At 44.9% G+C, this 25,683-nt stretch carries 28 protein-coding genes; 26 read left to right on the top strand and 2 right to left on the bottom strand.

Features of this window, described 5'->3' with window-relative positions; translation table 11 throughout:
* Positions 1–66 precede the first annotated feature (66 nt).
* The 5 genes from tuaE to D5S11_RS01310 all read left to right on the top strand — a co-directional run bounded on the left by tuaE (position 67) and on the right by D5S11_RS01310 (position 5,438).
* Positions 67–1,554, top strand: a complete 1,488-nt coding sequence (gene tuaE / locus D5S11_RS01290) for a teichuronic acid biosynthesis protein TuaE (RefSeq protein WP_108725275.1) — start codon at positions 67–69, stop codon at positions 1,552–1,554.
* Complete coding sequence (gene tuaF, locus D5S11_RS01295) at positions 1,551–2,231, top strand: teichuronic acid biosynthesis protein TuaF (protein WP_007407488.1); 681 nt, start codon at positions 1,551–1,553, stop codon at positions 2,229–2,231. Before tuaE ends, tuaF begins: the two co-directional genes overlap by 4 nt.
* 23 nt (positions 2,232–2,254) lie before the next feature.
* Positions 2,255–3,013 (top strand): teichuronic acid biosynthesis protein TuaG, encoded by a 759-nt coding sequence (gene tuaG, locus D5S11_RS01300; protein WP_003151380.1) that lies wholly within the window; start codon positions 2,255–2,257, stop codon positions 3,011–3,013.
* Between the two features lie 19 nt (positions 3,014–3,032).
* Positions 3,033–4,229 carry a teichuronic acid biosynthesis protein TuaH gene (gene tuaH, locus D5S11_RS01305; protein WP_042635532.1) on the top strand — a complete coding sequence of 399 codons (1,197 nt, stop codon included), beginning with the start codon at positions 3,033–3,035 and terminating at the stop codon, positions 4,227–4,229.
* Positions 4,230–4,361: 132 nt separating this feature from the next.
* Positions 4,362–5,438 carry a glycosyltransferase family 4 protein gene (locus D5S11_RS01310; RefSeq protein ID WP_003151382.1) on the top strand — a complete coding sequence of 359 codons (1,077 nt, stop codon included), beginning with the start codon at positions 4,362–4,364 and terminating at the stop codon, positions 5,436–5,438.
* 98 nt (positions 5,439–5,536) lie between these two features.
* Here the strand turns inward: D5S11_RS01310 and D5S11_RS01315 are convergent, their stop codons facing one another.
* Positions 5,537–6,757 carry an LCP family protein gene (locus tag D5S11_RS01315; RefSeq protein ID WP_007407486.1) on the bottom strand — a complete coding sequence of 407 codons (1,221 nt, stop codon included), beginning with the start codon at positions 6,755–6,757 and terminating at the stop codon, positions 5,537–5,539.
* Positions 6,758–6,761: 4 nt separating this feature from the next.
* Positions 6,762–7,409 carry a YigZ family protein gene (locus tag D5S11_RS01320; protein WP_007614107.1) on the bottom strand — a complete coding sequence of 216 codons (648 nt, stop codon included), beginning with the start codon at positions 7,407–7,409 and terminating at the stop codon, positions 6,762–6,764.
* 222 nt (positions 7,410–7,631) lie between these two features.
* On the opposite strand from D5S11_RS01320, the gene degS reads away from it, so the two are divergent.
* The 21 genes from degS to secA all read left to right on the top strand — a co-directional run bounded on the left by degS (position 7,632) and on the right by secA (position 25,672).
* Positions 7,632–8,795, top strand: a complete 1,164-nt coding sequence (degS, locus tag D5S11_RS01325) for a two-component sensor histidine kinase DegS (protein ID WP_007407484.1) — start codon at positions 7,632–7,634, stop codon at positions 8,793–8,795.
* A 76-nt stretch (positions 8,796–8,871) separates the two neighbouring features.
* Complete coding sequence (degU, locus tag D5S11_RS01330) at positions 8,872–9,561, top strand: two-component system response regulator DegU (RefSeq protein WP_003219701.1); 690 nt, start codon at positions 8,872–8,874, stop codon at positions 9,559–9,561.
* A gap of 97 nt (positions 9,562–9,658) precedes the next feature.
* Positions 9,659–10,507 carry a DegV family protein gene (locus D5S11_RS01335; RefSeq protein ID WP_007407483.1) on the top strand — a complete coding sequence of 283 codons (849 nt, stop codon included), beginning with the start codon at positions 9,659–9,661 and terminating at the stop codon, positions 10,505–10,507.
* Positions 10,508–10,615: 108 nt separating this feature from the next.
* Positions 10,616–12,001, top strand: coding sequence for an ATP-dependent helicase ComFA (locus D5S11_RS01340; RefSeq protein WP_108725276.1), 1,386 nt, complete (start codon positions 10,616–10,618; stop codon positions 11,999–12,001).
* A gap of 57 nt (positions 12,002–12,058) precedes the next feature.
* Positions 12,059–12,343: a late competence protein ComFB gene (comFB, locus tag D5S11_RS01345; RefSeq protein WP_007407481.1), complete on the top strand. Its 285-nt coding sequence runs from the start codon at positions 12,059–12,061 to the stop codon at positions 12,341–12,343.
* A gap of 5 nt (positions 12,344–12,348) precedes the next feature.
* Positions 12,349–13,038, top strand: coding sequence for a phosphoribosyltransferase family protein (locus D5S11_RS01350; RefSeq protein WP_198161198.1), 690 nt, complete (start codon positions 12,349–12,351; stop codon positions 13,036–13,038).
* 73 nt (positions 13,039–13,111) lie between these two features.
* Positions 13,112–13,531, top strand: coding sequence for a TIGR03826 family flagellar region protein (locus tag D5S11_RS01355; protein ID WP_025285352.1), 420 nt, complete (start codon positions 13,112–13,114; stop codon positions 13,529–13,531).
* A gap of 69 nt (positions 13,532–13,600) precedes the next feature.
* Positions 13,601–13,867 carry a flagellar biosynthesis anti-sigma factor FlgM gene (gene flgM, locus D5S11_RS01360; RefSeq protein WP_003151393.1) on the top strand — a complete coding sequence of 89 codons (267 nt, stop codon included), beginning with the start codon at positions 13,601–13,603 and terminating at the stop codon, positions 13,865–13,867.
* 14 nt (positions 13,868–13,881) lie between these two features.
* Positions 13,882–14,364 (top strand): flagellar protein FlgN, encoded by a 483-nt coding sequence (locus D5S11_RS01365; RefSeq protein WP_003151394.1) that lies wholly within the window; start codon positions 13,882–13,884, stop codon positions 14,362–14,364.
* 15 nt (positions 14,365–14,379) lie between these two features.
* The gene (flgK, locus tag D5S11_RS01370; RefSeq protein ID WP_039063717.1) at positions 14,380–15,897 is read left to right on the top strand and encodes a flagellar hook-associated protein FlgK; all 1,518 of its coding nucleotides are present in this window, start codon (positions 14,380–14,382) and stop codon (positions 15,895–15,897) included.
* A gap of 11 nt (positions 15,898–15,908) precedes the next feature.
* Entirely contained in the window at positions 15,909–16,826 is a 918-nt protein-coding gene (flgL, locus tag D5S11_RS01375; RefSeq protein ID WP_007407477.1) for a flagellar hook-associated protein FlgL, read from the top strand.
* Between the two features lie 91 nt (positions 16,827–16,917).
* Complete coding sequence (locus D5S11_RS01380; protein ID WP_007407476.1) at positions 16,918–17,487, top strand: DUF6470 family protein; 570 nt, start codon at positions 16,918–16,920, stop codon at positions 17,485–17,487.
* A 29-nt stretch (positions 17,488–17,516) separates the two neighbouring features.
* Positions 17,517–17,948: a flagellar assembly protein FliW gene (gene fliW, locus D5S11_RS01385; protein ID WP_007407475.1), complete on the top strand. Its 432-nt coding sequence runs from the start codon at positions 17,517–17,519 to the stop codon at positions 17,946–17,948.
* Entirely contained in the window at positions 17,942–18,166 is a 225-nt protein-coding gene (gene csrA, locus D5S11_RS01390) for a carbon storage regulator CsrA (RefSeq protein WP_003151402.1), read from the top strand. The genes fliW and csrA overlap by 7 nt, the downstream gene beginning before the upstream one ends.
* A gap of 143 nt (positions 18,167–18,309) precedes the next feature.
* A complete protein-coding gene (locus D5S11_RS01395; protein WP_015387631.1) occupies positions 18,310–19,296 on the top strand; it encodes a flagellin N-terminal helical domain-containing protein in 987 nt (328 codons plus the stop codon).
* Between the two features lie 250 nt (positions 19,297–19,546).
* A complete protein-coding gene (locus D5S11_RS01400) occupies positions 19,547–21,067 on the top strand; it encodes a flagellar hook-associated protein 2 (protein WP_007407473.1) in 1,521 nt (506 codons plus the stop codon).
* 19 nt (positions 21,068–21,086) lie between these two features.
* Positions 21,087–21,488, top strand: a complete 402-nt coding sequence (fliS, locus tag D5S11_RS01405) for a flagellar export chaperone FliS (protein ID WP_003151407.1) — start codon at positions 21,087–21,089, stop codon at positions 21,486–21,488.
* Positions 21,488–21,832: a flagella biosynthesis regulatory protein FliT gene (gene fliT / locus D5S11_RS01410; RefSeq protein ID WP_007407472.1), complete on the top strand. Its 345-nt coding sequence runs from the start codon at positions 21,488–21,490 to the stop codon at positions 21,830–21,832. Before fliS ends, fliT begins: the two co-directional genes overlap by 1 nt.
* Positions 21,833–21,841: 9 nt before the next feature.
* Positions 21,842–22,219, top strand: a complete 378-nt coding sequence (locus D5S11_RS01415) for a DUF8042 domain-containing protein (RefSeq protein ID WP_003151412.1) — start codon at positions 21,842–21,844, stop codon at positions 22,217–22,219.
* A gap of 194 nt (positions 22,220–22,413) precedes the next feature.
* Positions 22,414–22,980 (top strand): ribosome hibernation-promoting factor, HPF/YfiA family, encoded by a 567-nt coding sequence (hpf, locus tag D5S11_RS01420; protein WP_003151413.1) that lies wholly within the window; start codon positions 22,414–22,416, stop codon positions 22,978–22,980.
* 166 nt (positions 22,981–23,146) lie between these two features.
* Positions 23,147–25,672 carry a preprotein translocase subunit SecA gene (gene secA, locus D5S11_RS01425; RefSeq protein WP_020956414.1) on the top strand — a complete coding sequence of 842 codons (2,526 nt, stop codon included), beginning with the start codon at positions 23,147–23,149 and terminating at the stop codon, positions 25,670–25,672.
* Positions 25,673–25,683 lie beyond the last annotated feature (11 nt).

Below are 25,683 nucleotides of genomic sequence, written 5' to 3' on the forward strand. Positions count from 1 at the left end.
AAAAAGATTGTCTTCAGGCTCTCGGCAGCCCGGCTCGGCTGCCGGTTTTGGAAAGGGGTTTGCCATGTGAGTATCAAACGTTCAGCGGCACATGTTCTTGTGCTGCTTGCCGCTCTCATTACAGGAGGATTCATCATGCTGGAGGCGGTCAGGGCGGATGCCGGCTTCGGAAAAATCACCGTGCTGCTGTTTGCCGCCATGATCGGCTTTGCCGGACTTGCTTTGCTATCCGCCTTTACAACAAACGGTCAGATGTTTATGGGGCTCATTTATATACTGATCGCGTGTACATTTTTAAACCAGGCCTTCTTTACGGTCCATCTCGGATTTTTCAGCTTATTTATATACCGGCTGTTATTAATCGGAGCGGGCGCCCTTCACGTCGCCGGCATCCTGACAAACCGCCATCATATTGACAGATGGAATCGGGTGAATGTAAAAGGGGTTCTGATGTTTTTCGCCTTATGGTTTACATACGGTCTCCTATCGTTATTGTGGGCAAAATCCGTGACGTACGGGATTAAATATTTAGCTTTAATGGGAATGGGCATGTTTTTGATTTATCTTATTGTCATGTTCATTCAGCGCTTTGATCAGCTGATGGTTTTTTACGGCATATGGCTTGTGATGACCATTTTTGTGATGGCGATCGGCTTTTACAACCATTTTACACACCACCATCTGCCGAGCTCCACGCTTTATAACGGCCCGCAGTACAAACAGCATTATCCGACGTCCGTTTTCTTTAATCAAAATGATTTCGCAACGTTTTTGTGCATCAGTTTCTTTCTGTATGCGGCGGCGGTGAAAAATATGAAAAACGGCTATGTGAAGGCCGTCAGCCTGCTCTTTGCAATCTGCGCTTTGTATTTAATCATTTTGACCGGTTCGCGCGCGAGTCTGCTGGGCATATGCGCGGGAGCGGCTGTATACGTCTTCATCCTGCTGCCTTCCCTGTTGAAAAAGCTCGCGCTGTACGCAGCGGGAGCGGGTGCGGCGCTGTTTGCGGTTTTATTTGCGGGCCGTATCACCAACGCCGTCTTGAATCTGTTTTCAGCTCCGCAGGCGATGCCGGGACAGCAACCGCTTCCTTCCAACCTCGCGAGGGCGAATCTTTTAAAAAACGCCTTTCACTATGTGATTGATTCCTGGGGGTTCGGAGTGGGTGCCGGAAACGTCTCTTACTATTTAAAAGCGGAGCCTGTTTATGATACGGGCGGCGTAGTTGAGGTGCACAACTGGCTCGTCGAGATTATGGCGAACTTCGGCGTTCTTACGATGCTCGGTTACCTGACAGTCTATTTGTTCCTTTTTTGGACACTTTATAAATGTCATGAAAGAAAATCGGAAAATCAGTCAAGACTGATCACAGAAGGACTTATCACGGCGATGGCCGGTTTTTTGGTAAGCAGCATCAGCCCAAGCTCCGTATCAAATTTATTTTTCCACTGGGTATTTCTCTCGCTCGTGATCGCGGCGGTCAATATATTGAGGCGTTTACAAAAGGAGCCTGCCGTCACGGCGTACTATGAAAAACAGGGAGATGCGAGATGAAGGATATGTTGACAAGAATAACCCGGCGTATCAAAAAGAATATCATTTGGATCATTGCGCTGCCCGTTGTGTTAGGGGCAGCGGGATATGTATTGCCGTCAAAAATCAGCGGGGGCAGCAGTTTTACATCAGAAGCCGCGATCGCCGCGGGAAATTATGATCATCCGCTTTATAACAATACAAAAGAAATCCCGCTCCTTTTGACGAGCGATGCCTTTTTAAAGCAGGCTTTGCCTGATAAAACAGACGAAGAAAGAGCGGCCGTGAAAAGTAAACTGACTGTCGAAACACAATCAGATTCATTGATCACGGTCAGCTACAGCGGCCAAAACAAACAGGAGACCGAATCGGTGTTTCAAGCCGTCATAAAAACTTTTCTGAAGAATGATCAGGACCTGTTTGAAAAACGGGCAAAAGTAGTGCGGCAGAGTATTGCTGCGCTTGAAGGAGAAACCGTCAGCGCGGACGCCAAAGTGGATAAGGAACGATTTTTATACGAATTGAAAAATACGCAGCTGAACCTGAAAGCGGCCGGCATCATCAATTCAGAGCCGATGAATGAAACGGCGGGACAAGGCATGCCGCCGAAAAAGAAAGCGGTTCTGGGCGTTTTAATCGGCATTGCAGTTGCATTTATGTTCATTGTCATTCCTGAGTTTTTTAGAGAGTCCTTGTAAAAATCTGCGATGGAGATGTGACCATGACTAACTGGAAACCTTTCGTATCTGTCATTACACCGTCTTATAATGCAAGTGAATATATCGAAGACACGATTCAGTCCGTTTTACATCAAAGCCACCCGCATTGGGAAATGATTATCGCGGATGATTGTTCAACGGACGGAACGAGAGATATTTTACGGCAATATGAACAAAAGGATGAGCGGATCCGCGTCGTTTATTTAGATAAAAACGGGGGAGCCGCGGCTGCCAGAAATACAGCCCTTAAACATGCCAAGGGCCGTTATGTCGCATTTCTGGACAGCGATGACAGATGGAAAAAGGAAAAGCTTCAAAAACAGCTTGCGTTTATGGCAGAGCGGTCCTGCGCTTTTTCATTTACGGGCTACAGCGTCATGGAGCAGGACGGAACGCCGACGGACAAAACGATTCAAGCCCCTGAAAGCCTGTCATATGATGAAGCTTTAAAAAACACGATTATCGGATGTTTAACGGTCATGATTGACAGAGAGCAGACGGGACAGATTCAAATGCCTGATATCAGAACGCGGCAGGATTTAGCGACATGGCTTTCCCTGCTGAAAAGGGGATTTACGGCTTACGGCCTGAATGAGTGCCTTTCAGAATACAGGCTTGTGCAGAATTCGATTTCAAGCAACAAGTGGAAAGCCGCAAAAAAAACGTGGTTTGTTTATAGAGAAATTGAGCGCCTGCATTTTATCAAGGCTTCGTGGTGTTTTATGCAATATGCAAAAAACGCGGTCTTGAAAAGACTGTAGGCGTCAGAGGAGCTGGGTGATGAAGGTGGAACCGATTATTCACGTAATCGTCGGAGCGGCGGAATGGGGGCATGACCGGCTGAGATACAGACGGCACCGGCTGGCTGAATTTCTCGCCCGGCAAAAAGAAACGAAAAGCGTCATTTGGGTATGCCCGTCTCCGCGAGCCAATGATGGTCAGATGGCCGGGATCGCCGAGGGAATCCGGCAGTTCACTGTAAAGGATCTCATGCGGCAAAAAGCTTTCCGCTTCGGCAGGTATACAGACATGTGCTACAGGCATAAGCTTTCACCATTGGTGAACATGCTGAAGGAAGAAGGAGAAGGGGCCCGCTGCTGCTTATGGTACACCTTCCCCGGTTTTCCGCTTCTGGCAGATCTGTTTCCTTGGGATGAAGTGATTTACGATTGCAGTGATCTGTGGGCCGCTCCGATCAGCGGCCGGTCCGGGGTGCTGTCAAATGTTAGAAGAAACATCATTAAACAGGCGGAAATGAGAATCATTCAGCGTGCCGATTCCATTACGTGTACATCTGACTGTCTGCACCGGGAGGTCGGAAAAAAGCTGGAGAATCCGCACCAGAAAGTGTTCACCATTGAAAACGGAGTGGAATATGACCTGTTTTCACGGGAAAATAAACAGCCGGATGAAGACATTTTACGGGGACGGAACGGAACGGTTCTCGGTTTTATCGGCGGAATCAAACCGAAGCTCGATTTTGCGCTTATGGCGGAAACGGCAGATGTGAGGCCTGACTGGACGATTTTATTGGTAGGCCCGAACACGGCTCAGGACGATCCGGATTTCAAGTCGCTTCTGGAGCGTCCGAATGTCATCTGGACGGGACCTGCCGCGCCGAATGAAGTGCCGTCCTATATGCAGCTTGTCGACATCGGCATCATGCCGTATAAAAATTCACCTTATAATGACGCGGTATTTCCGCTTAAGCTTTTTGAATTTTTAGCCGCCGGGAAACCGGTTGTCGGCTGCAACCTTTCTTCTACGTCAAAAATCAAAAGGCCTTTCGTCTATGAATACGTTGAAGGCAGTGACCCCGCAGATTTCATTGCGGCCTGCGACGCGCTTCTGGCAGCGGACCGCAGCGGATCATACGAGGCTTTGCGCCGTGAATTGGCCCGGAGACGGGATTGGAATGTTTTATTCGGCCGAATGCTCGAATGCACGGGTATATTGAAAAATGCGCAATCCCATTAAAAGGGAAAGCGCATTTTTTGATTTGCGTGTTTCTTTTTGATGATGCTTGTTATAATAACTAGTAAGAATTATAATGGAAGGAACGGTTCAATATCAGAAAAGACTTCATATAATTCCAAAGGAGACTTCTTTATGCTTGACGAACGCATGTTTCGCATAGTTGTTGCGTTTTTTGTCTCTCTGCTAACGGTTTTAATCCTAACTCCTATCGTAAAAAAAATTGCGATCAAAATAGGTGCAGTTGACCAGCCCAGCAACCGAAAAGTACATGATAAAATAATGCCCCGTATGGGCGGCCTGGCCATCTTTATCGGCGTAGCGGCGGGTGTGCTCGCGGCCGGCATATATAATGAAACGAAAATGACCGCCATTACAGTGGGTGCGTTTATTATTGTTATTTTAGGAATCCTTGATGATAAATACCAATTAAGCGCAAAGGTAAAGTTTTTCGTCCAGCTGGCCGTGGCCATTATGATTGTGAGCACGGGACTGAAAATGGACTTTTTCTCCGTACCGTTTTTAACGGAACGTTTAGAATTGGGATGGGTCGCTTACCCGCTGACTGTGTTATGGATCGTCGGTATTACGAACGCGATGAACCTGATTGACGGTTTGGACGGACTCGCTGCCGGCCTGTCGGTCATCGGACTCTCCACTATCGCCGTTATGGCGTTATCCGGAGGGAAAATCCTTATTCTGTCACTTTCACTTGTTGTGATAGGAAGCACACTCGGATTTTTATTTTATAATTTTCACCCGGCAAAGATATTTATGGGAGATACCGGATCGCTCTTTCTCGGATACGTCATCTCAGTACTCTCATTATTAGGTCTTTATAAAAGTGTTACTTTATTCAGTATCATCATTCCGATCATCATTTTGGGCGTGCCGATTTTTGATACGACATTCGCCGTCATCAGACGGATTTTAAACAAACAGCCGATCTCAGCGCCTGATAAGTCACATATACACCACCGGCTGATGGCCTTCGGGCTGTCACACCGTACGGCTGTCATTATCATTTATTTAATCGGCTTTATTTTCAGCGTCAGTGCCATCCTGCTGAAAAGCGCGACCATATGGCTTTCGCTGTTTATTATTTTTGTATTGATTGTATTTATGCAAATCATAGCAGAGGTCACAGGGTTAGTAAATGAACAATTTAAACCATTTACCAAGTTTTACAAGAGATTGGTGAAGAAAAATTAAAAAGAGCAGATCATGCGAATGGTCTGCTTTTTTGTGGATTCTGCTATTCTCTTATTATATAAAAAAACCCGATCCTTCTCAAAGGATCGGGTTTACTCTTAATAGCCTGTTGTGCCGCCGGACTGTGTGCTGTCCGTACCGTTTGCACCAGCAGTACCGTTGGTTGAATCGGTTGTGCCGCTTGTTCCTGTGCTGCCGGAAGTTGAATCAGCCGTACCGCCTGTTCCTGTGCTGTCGGAAGTCGAATCAGTCGTACTGTCCGTTCCGGTGCTGTCAGAAGCAGGATCGGACGCCGTGCTGCTTCCGGACGGGTAATCCAGGTGTTTCTGCAATTCCTGCCGTACTTTTTCGAGATTGGTCGGATCGGGCTGGAAATAATACGTTCCGCCCGTAGACGCAGTTCCGCCGCCGCCTAAATATAAATCTGATCCTGTTATGGTCAGTGTATCAATCTTTTTGCTGGTAAAGCCGTTGTAAATCTGCTGAAGGGCGAGTCCTTCAGTGATTCGAATATTCGTTTGGACATTATTGCTTGCTGTTTCAGCGATTTTATCGATTTTAGCAATATTTCCAGCCTTAGACATTTGATCGATCAGTGCATTTAGGATTTGCTTTTGGCGGTCATTACGGCCGAAGTCTCCGCGTTTATCCTGCTTTCTCATGCGTGCGTAAGCCAGAGCCTGCTCACCGTTCAAATGCATGTTTCCTTTCTTGAAGTAGATCCGTTTCTTTTTACTGACGTCACTCATCTCGTCGAAGTCAAAAGGCACTTTTACATTGACTCCGCCGACTTCATCAATAACATCCTTAAAGCCGTTAAAATCGACAGTGACATACTTATCAATCGGTATGCCTAATAAGTCTTCGACGGTTGAGACGGTTTCATCCGCCCCGCCTTTAGCAAAAGCCGCATTGATTTTTGATTTTTTACCGGTTGTATCGCCGGCAAGCGTCACCCGCGTATCACGCGGAATACTCAGCATTTTCATTGTTTTATTTCTCGGATCAAGGGTAACGACAATAAGAGAGTCTGATCGTCCGCCTTTTCCGCTTGTGGCATAATTTTCGATCCCCATAAACAAAATGGAGAACGGTTTTTTCTTCATATCGATGACTTTATCCCGAAGTTTTGATTTGTCTCCGCGGGAAAGGGCATCATATGCATTATCTGCCGCATTGATCGTTTTGTATACTTTGTATCCGCCAAACCCGGCAGCGACTAACAAAACGAGGGTAAGCAGCAGCAAAATCCGTTTGAATATGATCTTTCGTTTGCTTTTCTTTTTCTTTCGAACACGCACTCTTACACGTTCAGCCATTACATTAGTCTCCTTTAGGGCTGACGTCTGTTTCTAAATACGTCAGTTCTCCCTCTGTATTCTTACTCTTGCCGTTCGTCAGTTCTGTCATCCATTTTATAAACTCGTCTTTGTCTTTTTCTTCAACGTACGTTTCAAATTCGACATGATCCGCATAATGGATATCTTTCAGTAAAAAAACTGATTCTCTCAGTTCGTTCTCTATCTTGCCGAGCCACGTATAATCCGCTGATGTATGCATAATCCGCATCAGCTTCCGCTCCGTAACTCCTATATGATTTAAGCCTTCAGACACTGACTTCCCATATGCACGAATCAATCCGCCTGCACCGAGCTTTATTCCGCCGAAATACCGGGTAACCACCGCGCAGGTATCTTTCAGACCGCGTTTTTTCAGCACTTCCAGCATGGGGACGCCGGCTGTGCCGCTTGGTTCTCCGTCATCATTCGCCTTTTGTATATGGTCGGTTTCGCCGATCAGATAAGCTGAGCAGTTATGAGTCGCATTCCAGTGCTGTTTTTTTATCTTTTGTATAAATTCCTGCGCTTCCTCTTCAGAAGCAGCACGGCTCAGGTGACAGATAAAACGCGATTTTTCAATCACAATCTCATGTTCACCCGTTTCTTTAACTGTTAAATAGCTGTGCAGCATGATTGCTGGACCCTCCTGACAAGCATTAAAAGACTTGTTTCTACAAATTCGAACAGACTTTAGAATTTTTGCGCATATTTTGGTATCATGAAAGAGTAAGATACTATATAAAAATGTTTTTTTCTAGAATATACGCATTCTTTCATTATAATTCGACATAAATTGCAGTTCAATTACATTTATAATAAAAATACATAACAACACCGTTACGGAGGGAGACAGATGAATAAATCGAAGATGGACTCCAAAGTTTTGGATTCTATACTTATGAAAATGCTGAAAACCGTGGACGGGAGCAAGGACGAGGTTTTTCAAATCGGAGAGCAGTCGCGCCAGCAATATGAGCAGCTGGTTGAAGAACTCAAACAGATCAAACAGCAGGTCTACGAAGTCATTGAGCTGGGCGACAAACTTGAAGTTCATACGCGGCACGCACGAAACCGCTTGTCTGAAGTAAGCAGAAATTTCCATAAGTTCAGCGAAGAAGAAATTCGCAACGCCTATGAAAAGGCGCACAAACTTCAAGTGGAACTGACGATGATCCAACAGCGTGAAAAGCAGCTGCGGGAGCGCAGAGATGATTTAGAACGCCGGCTTTTGGGGCTTCAGGAAATCATTGAACGGTCAGAATCTTTGGTCAGCCAAATAACCGTCGTTCTGAATTACCTGAATCAAGACCTTCGCCAAGTAGGGCTTCTTCTTGCCGATGCGCAGGCTAAACAAGATTTCGGTTTAAGAATCATTGAAGCCCAAGAGGAAGAAAGAAAAAGAGTTTCCAGAGAAATTCATGACGGTCCCGCGCAAATGCTGGCAAATGTCATGATGAGATCGGAATTAATTGAACGGATCTTCCGCGACCGCGGCACGGAGGACGGATTTCAGGAAATCAGAAATCTGCGGCAGAATGTGCGGAATGCCCTTTACGAAGTCAGAAGGATTATATATGATTTAAGACCGATGGCATTGGACGATCTCGGGCTGATTCCGACACTGAGAAAATATCTTTATACAACTGAAGAATACAACGGAAAGGTGAAAATACATTTTCAGTGTATCGGAGACACAGAGAACCAAAGGCTTGCCCCGCAATTTGAAGTGGCGCTTTTCCGTCTCGCTCAGGAAGCCGTCACAAATGCACTCAAGCATTCAGAATCAGAGGAAATTACAGTAAAAGTGGAAGTAACCGCTGATTTTGTCGTTCTCATCATTAAGGACAACGGAAAAGGCTTTGATATTAAGGATGCTAAACAAAAGAAAAACAAATCATTCGGCTTGCTGGGAATGAAAGAAAGAGTAGATCTGCTTGAAGGAACGATAACGATAGACTCTAAAATAGGTCTTGGGACATTTATCATGATTAAGGTTCCGTTATCTCTCGGCCTATAATTTGTTAAATAGAGCCAAAAGACATATTGACCGAACAGCGGCGTATATAGAACAATAGGATAAGGAGGCGTAGCGTGTGACTAAAGTAAATATTGTTATTATCGACGACCATCAACTATTCCGTGAGGGTGTAAAAAGAATATTGGATTTTGAACCTACCTTTGAAGTGGTAGCAGAAGGTGACGATGGAGATGAGGCGGCTCGAATCGTCGAGCATTATCATCCCGATGTTGTCATAATGGACATCAATATGCCGAATGTAAATGGAGTAGAGGCTACTAAACAGCTTGTTGAGCTGTACCCTGAATCTAAGGTGATTATCCTCTCCATCCATGATGATGAAAACTATGTGACTCATGCTTTAAAAACAGGTGCAAGAGGCTATCTCCTGAAAGAGATGGACGCAGATACTTTAATCGAAGCAGTGAAAGTGGTAGCCGAGGGCGGTTCTTACCTTCACCCGAAAGTAACCCACAATCTTGTCAACGAATTCCGCCGTCTTGCGACAAGTGGAGTTTCTGCTCATCCTCAGCATGAGGTTTACCCGGAAATCCGGAGACCATTACATATATTAACGAGACGGGAATGTGAAGTGCTGCAAATGCTTGCAGACGGAAAAAGCAACCGCGGAATCGGTGAATCATTGTTTATCAGTGAGAAAACAGTGAAAAACCACGTGAGTAATATTTTGCAGAAAATGAACGTTAATGACCGGACACAAGCCGTTGTCGTGGCCATTAAAAACGGCTGGGTAGAGATGCGTTAGCCATGTGTGAGAAGACTTGCCTGTTATGGCAAGTCTTTTTTTACAGCTGCATATCTATTAAAATACTTATTAAGTACTTAATAAGGCAGGTAAAGTGATGAAGATTGCAGTTGTAACAGACAGTACAGCATATATTCCGAAAGAGATGAGAGAAGAACATCATATTCATATGATCCCTCTCCAAGTGGTTTTCGGTGAAAAAACATTCCGCGAAGAAACAGAACTCGACTGGAGAAGTTTTTATAAAGAAGTAAAAAATCATGATGAGCTGCCGACTACTTCTCAGCCTTCTTTCGGTGAATTAATCGCATTGTACGAAGAACTGGGCAAAACATATGATGCAGTCATAAGCATACATTTGTCCAGCGGAATCAGCGGAACATATAACAGCGCCGCCTCGGCAAACACTATGGTTGATCATATTAAAGTTTATCCCTTTGATTCAGAGATCAGTTGTTTGGCACAAGGGTTTTATGCGTTAAAGGCAGCACAGCTCATTAAAGACGGTGTTGACTCACCGGAAGAGATTATAAAAGAGCTGGAAGAAATGAAAAAAACAGTCCGTGCGTATTTTATGGTGGACGATTTATCACACCTCCAGCGGGGCGGGCGTCTAAGCAGTGCTCAGGCTTTTATCGGCGGTCTGTTAAAGGTAAAGCCTATTCTTCATTTTGACAATAAGGTAATTGTTCCTTTTGAGAAGATTCGGACACGCAAAAAAGCGATTTCGAGAATTTTTGAGCTGTTTGGGGAGGATGCAAGTAAAGGAATCCCGATGCGGGCCGCTGTCATCCATGCAAACAGGGAAGAAGAAGCGGCGGCTATTATACAGGAGTTAAGCGGTAAATATCCTCATGTCGAATTCTATAACAGCTATTTCGGTGCCGTGATCGGAACCCATTTGGGCGAAGGCGCCATCGGAATCGGCTGGTGCTTTAAAAACTAAGTGAAAATCTCCGTTTTCAAGGGCGGAGATTTTTTTATTTTTTAATTTTCGCAATTCGACAAGTGGGTTCCCGACAAGGCATACTTTGAGCAGAAAGGAGGCAGGGAGATGTCCGAAGGTGCTTCAGAATTTTCAGAGGTGCGGGATTTCTTTTACGGCCGGCATTTATTGAGATCTGAGATACCGTTTTCAGACCAGCGCATCAAGCGTTTTACAGAAAAAGAATATATAACGGACGAGCCGTCAATCATCCGCCGGAAAAACCGTTACGTCTGCCAACGATGCGGTCAGTCTGATCAAGCCAGCTTTGCGGCATTTTGGGCGCCCTCTGCCAAAAGGCAGATTACCTATTGCCGTGCCTGTGTCATGATGGGAAGGGCTGATGAACTGACATCATTATATTATTGGAATCAAGCCCATGAAAACAGCTGGGAACCTGTAAAGCTTTCTTGGGAAGGAACACTGACAGACGGACAGAAGCGGGCGGCCGCCGCGCTTACAGATGCGATAAAAGAGAGACAAGAGCTGTTAGTATGGGCGGTTTGCGGATCGGGGAAAACAGAGATGCTGTTTCCGGGTATCGAGTTTGCGCTGAATCACGGTTTGCGCGTCTGTGTCGCGACTCCGCGTACAGATGTCGTACTTGAACTGCTGCCGAGACTGAAAAAAGCATTTGAGAAAGTCGAAGTTTCTGCTTTGTACGGCGGCAGCGAGGACAAAGGCCGTCTGACCCCGTTAATGATTTCAACCGCTCACCAGCTGATGCGCTACCGAGACATTTTTGATGTCATGATAATAGATGAAGTAGATGCGTTTCCTTTTTCAGCCGATGAGACATTAAGATTCGCTGTTGATAAAGCGAGGAAGAAAAACAGCGCCCTTGTTTATGTAACGGCAACTCCTTCAGACACATTAAAAAAGAAGGCTGAAGCCGGTTTGCTGAAAAGCGTCCGCATACCGGCCAGATATCATCGGAAACCCCTCCCGGAGCCGCGTTTTTTGTGGTGCGGCAATTGGAAGAAGAAGCTTCAGAAAGGAAAACTGCCGCGCTCTGTAACGGATTGGGTCCGCCAAAAACTTCAATCACAGCTGCCGGTTTTCTTATTCGTTCCGTCTGTACATGTATTGAAAAAGACAACGGATTATTTTCAGAAATTAAACATACGGGCAGAAGGCGTACATGCGGAAGACACATTCAGAAAGGATAAAGTGAAACGGTTCAGAAACGGCCGGCTTGACCTGCTGGTAACGACTACGATTTTAGAAAGAGGGGTTACCGTGCCCAAAGTTCAGACATGTGTCCTCGGCGCAGAAGCACCTATCTTTACTGAGAGCGCGCTCGTACAGATCGCAGGCAGAACGGGAAGGCATTATAAACATTTCAGCGGTGATGTCGTCATGTTTCATTTCGGAATGACAAACGGAATGAAAAAAGCAAAAAAACATATAGAACATATGAACAAATTGGCACAAAAAAGTAAATTGTTGGACTAGTTAATTTCAGAAAACATGATACAGTATACTCATACTTTCCTATGAGGAGCTGTCAGCATGCTTGTCAATTCAAAAGAAATCGTATTAAAGGAACTTCTCGACCGCCATATGTCTCAGCTTCATATGAAATGCACATGCCGGGTATGCAAAAATGATGTACTGGCACTTTCACTTAACCGGGCTGAACCGGCATATGTTACAGATAAAAAGAAAGTTGCTTATGCAAAAGCAGAGATAGTTGATAAACAGAAAAATACGGCGCTGCTTGTCATTCTGGCTGAATCAGCGGCGATTGTTTCGGTTAATCCAAGCGAGTTCTGTGAAACTCGGGAAGGAGCGTAATATCTCTGAATTGTTTATTGTGTGACTCACCAATTTCAAGTTCATTGACTTGGAGATCTCTATTTTCTCTGGCGCCCGAGCAAGAGGTATGCAGCATATGCAGCAGCCAATTCGAAAAAATTGAAGGCCCCGTATGCAGTATATGCGGGAGGCCTCAGGAGTCAAATGAAAAATGCGCTGATTGTGCGGCCCGGGAATCAAAAACGGAAAAGCGCTTTTTGCTGCGGCAAAACCGTTCGGTATATTTATATAATGATGCGATGAAGGACTCATTGGCCCGTTTTAAATTCAGGGGTGATGCAAAAATCATTCAAGCATTTGAACGTGACTTTGCTGCCGGCTTTAAAGCGGCATATCCATCAAATACACATACTCTCATCCCTATTCCGCTGAGCGGCGAACGGCTGGCGGAACGCGGATTCAATCAATCCGAGCTGCTGGCCTCTCTGCTCGGAATGCCTGTCATTTCCCCCCTCATCCGACTGAACAACGAAAAACAATCCAAAAAGAGCAAAACAGATAGGCTGTCTGCAGAAAAAAAGTTTTCAGCAGCCGAAAACTCCGCCGAAGGTATGAACGTCATTTTAATAGATGATATTTATACGACGGGCGCCACACTTCACCAAGCCGCCGAAGTCCTGCTGACAGCGGGCAAAGCGTCATCGGTCTCCTCTTTTACTTTAATCAGGAGCTAAATCATTCTTTTTTTCTGCCGATATAATTGATAGAAATATAAGGCAGATTAAAGAAGGAATAGGAGTTAATACGATGGGTGAATTGGCGAATTGTCCAAAATGCAATGCTTTATTTTTTAAAACGAACCTGCAGACCGTGTGCCAGGCATGTATTAAAGAAGAAGAAAAAGCATTTGAAACCGTCTATAAATTTTTGAGAAAGCAGATCAACAGACAGTCGACGATGCAGCAGATCACTGAGGAAACAGGTGTGGATGAAGAGCTGATCCTCAAGTTTATCAAACAAAAAAGGATTCAGATCAGCCAGCTTCCGAATTTGGCATATCCTTGCGAAAGGTGCGGAAATCCAATCAGGACGGGGAAATTTTGCAAGTCCTGTCAGACAGATATTGAGTCGCAATTAGACCATATGAACCAAAAAACAGCCGCTGAATTCGAAGATAAAAACAGTACAAAAGACACATACTATGCCTATAATACCAAAAACACCTGATTCCCTAAACTAACTGATAACGCAGTCGATAAAAGAATTAGACTGCGAACAGAAAGCGAGAGGAATCCTATGAAAATCAATCAGTACGGAACACAATCCGTTAATCCATACCAAAAAAATTACGAAAAGCAAGCCGTACAAAAAGAGGCTGCAAAGCCGAAGGACAAAGTGGAAATTTCTTCTCATGCAAAAGAGCTTCAAAATGCGTCAGATGCGGTCACTAAAACACGACAGGAAAAAATCGCTCAGCTTAAAGCGGATATAGAGAGCGGAACATATAAAATAGATTCAAACAGCATCGCTGAAAATATAGTAAATTTCTATAAAAAGCAATAAAAAGGAGAAAGCCAATGTCAGCAAAGCCAATTATTGATCAACTGAAGCGACTTTGCGCACTGCATGAACATCTGCTCACGCTGTCTGAGGAGAAAACGGAAGCGCTGAAAGCAGGTAAAACAAAAGAGCTCTCCAACATATTGACCAAAGAGCAAAAGTATATTCAGGCAATCGGGCAGACTGAGGAAGAACGAATCAGGTTAACTTCTCAGTTTCTCAGCCGCGGTGAGGACAATACAATTGCTGCATGCATCTCCAGAACTTCAGGCAGTGAAAAACAGGAGCTTGAAGGGTTATTTCACTCTTTGTCTGCGCTTCTTGACCGTCTGAAAGAAGTGAATGAGATGAACAAACAGCTCACGATTCAGGCTTTACAATTCATCTCCGGGGCATTCGATATGATCATGCCGGGTGAAAAAGAGAATATGAATTATAAAGAGCCGCAAGCGGCGCGCAAGCCTGTCAGCCGTTTGACATTATTCGATTCAAAAGCTTAGAACGGAGGATTTTCAATGCCATCGACTTTTATGGGGCTGGAAACAGCAAGGCGTGCATTGAGTGCGCAGCAGACTGCATTGAGCACAGTTTCAAATAACGTTGCAAATGCAAATACAGAAGGATACACGAGGCAGCGCGTCACATTACAATCGACGAGCCCTTATCCCGCAGTATCAAAAAACAGTGATCTGACGGCCGGCCAAATCGGAACAGGAGTAAAAGCCGGTTCAGTTGAGCGCGTCAGAGACAGTTTTTTAGACTATCAGTACAGAACTGAAAATACAAAATTAGGGTACTATACAGCCCGTTCCAATTCATTGTCGCAAATGGAAGGCGTCATGAAAGAGCTTGACGATAACGGATTAAACGGATCGCTCAGTTCGTTTTGGAATGCCCTTCAGGATCTGGCGACGAATCCGGAAAATACGGGAGCGCGCTCAGTTTTGCAGGAGCAGGGGAAATCTCTTGCCGAAAGTTTTAACTATATATCTACCTCTTTGACTAACATTCAGGGTGATATTAAAAAGAACCTGGATAACACAGCGGATCAGGTCAATTCCGTTCTCAATCAGCTGAATGACCTTAACAATCAAATAGCGGCAGTTGAGCCGAGCGGTATGCTCCCTAATGATTTGTATGACCAAAGAGACAGATTGATTGATCAATTATCTTCTATGGCAAACATTAAAGTTTCATATAATAAGTCGGGCGGACATGCCTTGGCGACTGCTGAGGGCACGGTTAACGTCGAATTGCTGAACGGAAACAACAATTCTCTCGGTACGCTGCTCGACGGTAACACAAAAACAGTTTCAGAAATGAAAATCAACTACGATAAGGACAGCGGCCTCGTGTCGAGTGTGTCAGTCGGCAGCAATACGGTCAATGCGGATGCATTTACCGGAAAAGGCTCACTCTTAGGTCTTATTGAATCATACGGCTATATGTCAAATGGAGAAGAAAAAGGTCTTTATCCTGAAATGCTGACGGCTCTTGACAATATGGCGCTGTCCTTTGCTGACGCGTTTAATGCAGTTCATGAAAAAGGGAAGACCTATACAGGCGAACAGGGTGCAGCATTTTTTGATTTCAGCGGTGGTGAAGCGGTGCCGGCAAAAGGTGCGGCAGCGAAAATAAAAGTCAGTGACAAAATCCTTGCGTCTACTGATAATATCGCAGCGTCGTTAAACGGAGAAAAAAGTGACGGCACAAACGCGACAAATCTTGCAGCCGTACAGAACAGCAAGCTGACTATTAACGGTGAAACCACTACAATTAATGACTTTTATGAATCCCTTATCGGAAAGCTGGGCGTTAATTCACAAAAAGCGGCCAATCTTATGAACAACTCTGAAAGCAACACCCTTTCAGCCGATGAACGGAGACAATCTGTCAGTGCAGTGTCTTTAGATGAAGAAATGACAAATATGATTCAGTTTCAGCACGCTTATAATGCGGCTGCGCGGATCATAACGATGCAGGATGAAATATTCGATAAAATTATTAACGGTATGGGCACCGGAGGAAGATAGGAGATAAGTAAATGAGAGTAACTCAAGGGATGATCGCAAAAAATTCTCTTCGATTTATCGGCTCAAGTTATGACAAGCTCGATCGGCTTCAGCAGCAAGTGTCTACGGGGAAAAAAATCACGAAAGCTTCTGATGATCCGGTCGTTGCAATGAAGGGAATGCAGTACCGTACTCAGCTTGCGCAGGTAAACCAGTATCAGCGGAATGTTTCGCAAGGCTTTACATGGCTGGAAAACTCGGAATCAAGCGTAAACTCGGAAACGGATATTATGGGAAAAATCCGGGACTTGATGGTTCAGGCGAAAAGTGATTCGAATGGTGAAACAGAATTGAAAGCAATCGGTACAGAAATCGGCCAGCTGAAAAAGCAGCTCGTTTCTGTCGCGAATACTCAGGTAAACGGACGTTATCTGTTTAACGGAACAAATTCAGACGTCCCGCCGATCACTGAAAATGCCGACGGCACATATACGTACAACTATGAGAATTATACAGGTGCTTCGGATGTTAACATCAACATCTCGAACGGAGCAGTGTTGAAAGTGAATTCTGATCCGAACTCAGCTTTCGGAGGCGTCGCACAAAATGGAGATAATGTTTTTGAATTTCTTAACTCCTTAGAAGCTTCTTTAAGCAAAGGCACGCTGTCCGAAGCAGATTCAGATCAAATTCTGTCAGATATTGACGGTTTTACTGATAAAATGAATGCTGAAAAATCCAATATCGGCGCACGCACAAACCGGTTGGAACTCATTCAGACAAGATTGGAATCACAAGCGGCAACCGCTGAAAAAGTATTGTCCGATAATGAAGATGTAGAAATGGAAGATGTAATTGTTGATTATTTATCTCAACAGACGGTTCATAGAGCAGCGCTGTCAGTGAATGCGAACATCATTCAGCCGTCACTGATTGACTTCCTGAAATAATATAACTGATCGTCTTCAATATATAAAAAAAGCGACTCACAACAGGGAGATCGCTTTTTTTACTAAAATACTATAAACAGGAGGGATCTCTGTGCAGATGCCGAGATTGATTATTGACAGTGTGCCTGCTAAAATCGGTATAACCTTTCAAAAGGAAGAAATCGAGATGGAACAGCCGCCCGCTGACTTGGAAATCGAGCAGCCGCCGGCAGAGCTGAACATTGAAAGCACGCCGGCCAAACTGACGATTGACCAGACGAGGGCGTGGGAGAACTTGAATCTCAAATCATTTGAAAAGCTGAACGCTGAAGCCGCCCAGAAAGGTGCGGAAGCCTGCAGCGAGTTTATCGCAAAAACAGTCAGGGAAGGGAAGGAAATGGCGGCTATCGAAAAGAAAACGGGCAATGTGATGGCCCGGCAGGCAGCAGATGTCAGACCGCCCGATCCATTCGGCGAATTCAGCGACTTTCTGCCTGCGCAGTTTCTCGTCGACATTGACTGCATTCCTTCAAAGCTTACGATTGATATTGAAGCCCGCAAACCTTCAATTGAAGCAGCCGTCAATAAACCTGTATGGAATTATACGCCGGGGAAAGTTCAGATTGATATGATGCAAGACCCTAAGGTGACGATTTCGGTTGACGATGGCAACGCAGAATAAAAGATGAAAGTGGTAAAGGATTGTGAAGCATGATAATTAAAACAAAATATCACGGAGAAATCAGAATAGACGAAGGGCAGATTATCTCATTTGAAAACGGCCTGCCGGGATTTAATGACGAGACTCAATTTGTTGTTCTTCCTTTGTCGGAAGATTCACCGTTTTTGGCGCTGCAGTCTGTCAAACAGGAGCACATCGCCTTTATTGTCGCCAGTCCGTTTATTTTCTTTAAAGGGTACGAATTTGACATTGACCATGCGACGCTTGAACTTTTGCATATTGAAGATATAGAGGACGTCGAAGTGATGGCGATTTTAACGCTGGAAGAGCCTTTTGAAAACACGACCGCCAATTTAAAAGCGCCGATTATCGTCAATAAAAAGGAAATGAAGGCGAAACAAATCATTTTACATGATGCTTCCTATGAAACAAAACATCTGATAGGAGGAGGATCATGCTAGTTCTCTCAAGAAAAGTGAATGAGTCCATTCAGATCGGGCCGGATATTGAAATAAAGGTGATCGCCATCGAAGGAGAACAAGTGAAGCTGGGAATTGAAGCGCCTCAGCACGTAGATATTCACAGGAAAGAAATCTACTTGTCGATCCTGGAAGAGAACAACAGAGCTGTATCTTTTAATACTGATTTATTACTTAACCTATCCTCACAAAAAAAGTGAGGATTTTTTTATTTTCAATATAAACAATAGAAACGGCCATCCGATATATATAGTGTAGCCAATGAGAGGAAAAATTTTCTTCAGAATGACGCTGCGCAAATGCACAAGGACGTGCGAAAAACAATTCAGGGAGGAAATACAAAATGAGAATCAACCACAATATCGCGGCTCTTAACACAAGCCGTCAGCTGAATGCAGGTTCAAACGCTGCTTCTAAAAACATGGAAAAATTATCTTCAGGTCTTCGCATCAACCGCGCTGGTGATGACGCTGCGGGTCTTGCGATCTCTGAAAAAATGCGTTCTCAAATCCGCGGTTTAGACATGGCGTCTAAAAACGCTCAAGACGGAATCTCTCTTATCCAAACATCTGAGGGTGCATTGAACGAAACTCACAGCATTCTTCAGCGTATGAGCGAGCTTGCTACACAAGCGGCGAACGATACAAACACTGATTCTGACCGTTCTGAGCTTCAAAAAGAGATGGACCAATTAGCGTCTGAAGTAACAAGAATCTCTACTGACACTGAGTTCAACACGAAGAAACTTCTTGACGGAACTGCGCAAAACCTTACGTTCCAAATCGGAGCTAACGAAGGCCAAACAATGAGCCTGTCTATCAATAAAATGGACTCTGAAAGCCTGAAAGTCGGTACGACTTACACAGCAAATGATGACGGTTCTAAGCTTGTAACTGCAGATGGAAAAGAAGCAACCCTTGTCACTGACGGTTCTAAAGGGCCGAATGGCTACTATGATGATGCTGATAAATTAGTTTATCAAGCTGACAGTGCATTAGCTAAAGATACAAAAGTAACAAAAGGTATCGACATCTCATCTTCAGCTAAAGCTGCGTCTTCAGCTCTTACAACAATCAAAACAGCTATCGACACAGTTTCAAGCGAGCGCGCTAAACTTGGTGCGGTTCAAAACCGTTTAGAGCACACAATCAACAACCTTGGTACTTCTTCTGAGAACCTGACTTCTGCTGAATCACGTATCCGTGACGTAGACATGGCTTCTGAGATGATGGAGTACACGAAAAACAACATCCTTACTCAGGCTTCTCAAGCTATGCTTGCGCAAGCTAACCAACAGCCTCAGCAAGTTCTTCAATTGCTCAAAGGTTAATGACGGAAAGATCCTGGTTCTCCAGGGTCTTTTTTTTATTTCTTCAGCTATCTCCCCCTTCAGCAAGCCAAAGAACCCTATTGACAAAATGAAACATTATATTTTGCAGTTAAATTATTGAAAACCTTTTAATATGACCGATATAAGAATAAGATCATACATTTATGGAGCTGTGATATGATAAACAGTCGGAAACTCACTGTTGTCATAGAGCCGTCTACGACTAAACGCTGAAAAGGAGAGGGTACATATGGTCACAAGAATCACAGGCCTTAATTCCGGTCTTGATGTAGATTCTCTGGTGAAAAAACTAATGGATGCCGAAAAGCAGCCGCTTAATAAATTAAACCAGCAAAAGCAGACGCTTGAATGGAAGCGCGATGCTTATCGGGAAGTGAATACCCAGATTGCCGACATGTATTCTACGACATTTAATAATATGCTGATGTCCACAAACTGGAATAAAAAAACAGTAACAAGTTCGGATTCCAGTGTCAGCGCGGTGGCTGTCAGTGCTGAACAGAATATTTCAACGAGCATGTCTGTACAGCAGCTGGCCACACCGACGACTTATAAATCATCAGGGGCCATCAATTTCACTTCAGGTCAGAGCCAAACATTGAAATTCAATGTCACAAATCCGGGTGAAACGAAGCCGACTGAGGTAAACGTCACGATCGCCGCAACCGATACGATTGACGATGTCATTTCCAAACTGAACAGCTCAGGCCTTGGGGTGACGGCTTTAAAAGAGAAAATTTCCAACGGCACGGATTATGTGGATACGATTGCGTTCACTTCCAATAAAACGGGGGAAGGATTTACCCTTTCAGCAGGTGATGACGCAACCAAAAGCTTTCTGAAAGATCAGCTCGGTTTTGCCGTTGATGATGCAACAAATGAACTGACGGCCAATGCCGAAGGGAAAAACGCGAAGTTTACGTTCAACGGGCTTGAAATGACAAAAACGTCCAATAACTTTACGATCAACGGCATCAAATACACGCTGAACAGCGTGACGGACAGCAATAAAACGGTTACGATTAACAGCACGACTGATACGGACGGCATTTTTGACAACATTAAAGATTTCGTTGATAAATACAATACGTTAATTAAAAGTGTAAACGAGAAGGCGTCGGAATCAAAATACCGTGATTATAAGCCGCTAACCGATGAACAAAGAGAAGCGATGACCGATAAGCAGATTGAGCAGTGGGAAGCAAAGGCCAAAAGCGGTTTATTACGGAGCGACAGCACGCTGCAGAACGGTTTGGCGGAGATGCGGCTTGATCTGTACTCAACGGTTACGATTGACGGGAAAAAATATCAGCTTGCAGATTTCGGAATTGAGACGTCTGATAGTTATACGGATCAAGGAAAGCTTGTCATTAAAGACGAAGCGAAACTGAAACAGAAAATTACCGAGAATCCTGCTCTCGTGGCTAAACTGTTTAATGCAGACAGCCCTGATACAGCGAAAACCAAAAACCCGGAGGAACAGGGGATTGCCCGGAGATTAAAAGACACATTAAACAAAATGCAGATTCAAATTTCAAAACAGGCGGGTACGGAAAGCTCGGTATCAACCAGCTTTGCCATCGGAAAAAGCCTGGATGAAATAGAAACAAATATTTCCAATATGAAAACGAAGCTGGATGACATCGAGACGAGATATTATAAAAAGTTCAGCGCACTGGATACGGCATTGGAGAAATTGAACAGCCAATCTTCATATCTCACGTCAATGTTAGGATCTTCAACATCATAACCTTGGAGGTTTTATAAAAATGGCAATAAATAATCCTTTTGCTGCTTATCAGCAGACATCCGTCTTTACAGCCGCTCCGGAAGAGCTGACCCTTATGCTTTATAACGGCTGCCTGCGATTCATTAAGCTGGCCAGGCAGGCGATGAAGCAAAACAACCTTGAAGCCAAAAATGAAAATATCGTAAAGGCGCAAAACATCATTCAAGAGCTCAGCATCACGTTAAACCGGGAGATTGAGATTTCTGAACAGATGTCATCCATTTATGATTACATCCGCCGCCGGCTGATCGACGCGAACGTGCAGAATAACGGAGAATTTTTAGATGAAGCGGAAAAACTCGTTACTGAATTTCGCGACACGTGGAAGCAGGCCATGCAAAGTGAACGGAAAAACAGCCATGGCGCGGGCGGCCTTGCCTGATGAACAGCAATGTCTTTTCTTTGTATAACGAAACGAAGAACATGTACGCCGCACTGAAGGACGCCCCGGAGAGCGATGGTCTCATCAGCAGCGTTACGGCATTTACGGAGAAAAGGGAGGAGATGCTTGCGGGCATAAAGCCGCCTTTTTCCGAAGAAGAAAAAACGCTGCTTCAGCAGGTGGCCGCGATGGACCGTCTGATTACCGGCGAAGTGAAACGGATTCAGGATGGTATCCGAAATGAAATAAAAACGCTTAAGAAAAAACGAATCTACCATAATACGTATTTCAATCCGTATCATCAAACGACAAGTGACGGCCGTTATTACGACAAACGCAAATAGGTGAGTGTTTTGAGAAGTTTGAACGATTACCATTTGGTGTCAGCCTATTACCAGCTTCTTTTTACGATTGATGAGGGGCTTTGCTACCTGTTGGACACGCAGGATGATTTTTTTAAGACGGAGGGCGAGCGGATTTACAACGATTTGATTCAGGCTTTTTTTCATCTCGATTCCTCTCATGCGCTTCTGCTGTCTATCATTGAGTGCCGATGCGTGGAGACGGCGATCCGCTCATTTGACGAGATCTTTCAGGATTTCAGCATGTTAAATGATTATGATTTCCCGTCCGCCCCTTTTCAGGAGTTTTTAAAAACCATCTTTCTGCCGCATTATAAGCTATGGATGGAGCAGACGCACGACTGCATCAAACCGTATGTTCTTCACTAGACCTGCTGCAAGCGGCAGGTCTTTTGCCTGCGTCCTCCGCATATACTTATAATCCTGGCGGAAGCTGCCGGATAAAACCGACACCATTCGTCATCGTTCACCGAATTTACACATTATTTTAACGTTTCAGCAGGGATCAGAAGGGGTAAAAGAGAAATAGTTACATATCCTTAGATAAAGGGAGGCGTTCTTTGATGAACTACAATATCAGAGGAGAAAACATTGAGGTTACACCTGCGTTAAAGGATCATGTGGAGAGAAAAATCGGCAAGCTGGAGCGATATTTCGAGCAGAGCGTCAATGCCGATGTGAACGTCAACTTAAAATTCTATAATGATAAGGAATCCAAAGTTGAAGTCACCATTCCGATGACTGATCTGGCGCTTCGTTCTGAAGTGCATAACGAGGATATGTACAATGCAATTGATCTCGCAACAAACAAGCTGGAACGTCAAATCCGAAAGCACAAAACAAAAGTCAACCGAAAATTCCGCGAGCAGGGTCTTCCGAAACATTATTTCGAGAACGGCAGCGCTGCTGATACGGGCGTAGCGGTTCAGGACGAAATTGAAGATGACAGCCCGGAAATTGTCCGTCAAAAGCGTTTTAATTTAAAACCGATGGATAATGAAGAAGCGATTCTCCAAATGAATATGCTCGGACATAATTTCTTCGTATTCACCAACGCGGAGACGAATCTCACAAACGTCGTTTACCGCAGAAATGACGGCAAATACGGATTAATTGAACCGACTGAATAAACCCATCCAGCCTTCCGTGAACGCGCGGAAGGTTTTTCTCTATCTTTATCTGCAAATTCTTTGGAAATAGCAAAAGGTATGTTATGATAATGAGAGGTATACATGGACAGAAAATTATCATTTATTCCATGCAAAATCTGCATGTGAACATAGAGGAGCGTTATAGATGCTTGGGATTTTAAATAAAATGTTTGATCCGACCAAACGTGCGCTGAACAAATACGAAAAAATAGCAAATGACATTGATGCCGTAAGAGGAGATTATGAAAATCTCTCTGACGAGGCGCTTAAACATAAAACGGCAGAATTTAAAGAGCGGCTTGAAAAAGGAGAAACGACGGATGACCTTCTTGTCGAAGCGTTTGCCGTCGTTCGTGAAGCTTCCCGCCGCGTAACCGGCATGTTCCCGTTTAAAGTGCAGCTGATGGGGGGCATCGCCCTTCATGAGGGGAACATTTCCGAAATGAAAACAGGGGAAGGGAAAACGCTGACGTCCACGCTTCCCGTGTATTTAAATGCGTTGACGGGAAAAGGCGTTCACGTCGTAACGGTCAACGAATATCTGGCGAGCCGTGATGCCCAGCAAATGGGAGAGATTTTTGCGTTTCTCGGGCTTACAGTCGGCCTGAACCTGAATTCGATGTCAAAAGACGAAAAACGCGAAGCTTACGCAGCCGATATCACGTATTCAACGAACAATGAACTCGGCTTTGATTATTTGCGTGACAACATGGTGCTCTATAAAGAACAAATGGTGCAGCGCCCGCTTCATTTTGCCGTTATTGATGAAGTCGATTCAATTTTAGTCGATGAAGCGAGAACGCCATTGATTATTTCCGGACAAGCTCAGAAGTCCACAAAACTGTACGTGCAGGCAAATGCGTTTGTCCGCACACTCAAGAAAGATCAGGATTATACGTATGACGTCAAAACGAAGGGCGTTCAGCTGACGGAAGAAGGAATGACGAAGGCTGAAAAAACGTTCGGCATCGACAACCTGTTTGATGTCAAAAACGTGGCCTTGAACCACCATATCAACCAGGCTTTAAAAGCCCATGCGGCGATGCAGAAAGACGTGGATTATGTTGTTGAGGACGGCCAGGTCGTCATCGTTGATTCCTTCACCGGCCGTCTGATGAAAGGACGCCGCTACAGCGAAGGTCTTCACCAGGCAATTGAGGCGAAAGAAGGCCTGGAGATTCAAAATGAAAGCATGACATTGGCGACGATTACGTTCCAAAACTATTTCCGTATGTACGAAAAGCTGGCCGGTATGACCGGTACCGCAAAAACGGAAGAGGAAGAATTCCGCAATATTTATAACATGCAGGTTGTATCCATCCCGACCAACCAGCCGGTCATCCGTGACGACCGTCCGGACTTGATCTACCGCTCAATGGAAGGGAAATTCAAGGCGGTGGCGGAGGATGTCGCCCAGCGCTACATGACCGGACAGCCGGTTCTTGTCGGTACGGTTGCCGTTGAAACGTCTGAATTGATTTCTAAACTTCTGAAAAACAAAGGGATTCCGCATCAGGTGCTGAATGCCAAAAACCATGAGCGCGAAGCTCAGATTATTGAGGAAGCGGGACAAAAAGGCGCTGTCACGATTGCGACCAACATGGCGGGACGCGGAACCGACATTAAACTCGGCGAAGGCGTAAAAGAGCTTGGCGGCCTTGCAGTCGTCGGTACGGAACGCCACGAATCCCGTCGGATTGACAATCAGCTCCGCGGACGTTCAGGACGTCAGGGAGACCCGGGCATCACACAATTTTATCTTTCAATGGAAGATGAATTGATGCGCCGTTTCGGAGCTGAACGGACGATGGCGATGCTTGACCGGTTCGGTATGGATGACTCCACGCCGATTCAGAGCAAAATGGTGTCACGCGCCGTGGAATCATCTCAAAAACGTGTCGAAGGAAACAACTTCGATTCACGTAAACAGCTTCTTCAATATGACGACGTGCTCCGTCAGCAGCGCGAAGTCATTTACAAGCAGCGTTTTGAAGTCATTGACTCTGAAAACCTGCGTGACATTGTGGAAGGCATGATCAAGTCTTCACTGGAGCGTGCAATTGCCGCTTATACGCCGAAAGAGGAGCTTCCGGAAGAATGGAATCTTGACGGCCTCGTGGAGCTTGTGAATACAACGTATCTTGATGAAGGCGCGCTTGAAAAGAGTGATATCTTCGGAAAAGAACCGGATGAAATGCATGAGATGATCATGGATCGCATCATGACAAAATATAATGAAAAAGAAGAGAATTTCGGCACAGAGCAGATGCGTGAATTCGAAAAAGTCATCGTATTGCGTGCCGTCGATTCAAAATGGATGGATCATATTGATGCGATGGATCAGCTGCGTCAAGGGATTCACCTTCGCGCCTATGCGCAGACAAATCCGCTGCGTGAATACCAAATGGAAGGTTTCGCTATGTTTGAGCACATGATTGAGTCCATTGAGGACGAGGTTGCGAAATTCGTCATGAAGGCCGAGATTGAAAGCAATCTGGAACGCGAAGAAGTTGTTCAGGGCCAAACGACGGCTCATCAGCCTCAGGACGGCGATGAGGCCAAACAAGCGAAAAAAGCGCCGGTCCGCAAAGTTGTGGATATCGGACGTAACGCGCCTTGCCATTGCGGAAGCGGAAAAAAATATAAAAATTGCTGCGGCCGGACAGAATAGTCTCGACTGTA

This window comes from Bacillus sp. L75, from assembly GCF_003676355.1.
Classification (GTDB): Bacteria; Bacillota; Bacilli; order Bacillales; family Bacillaceae; genus Bacillus; species Bacillus velezensis.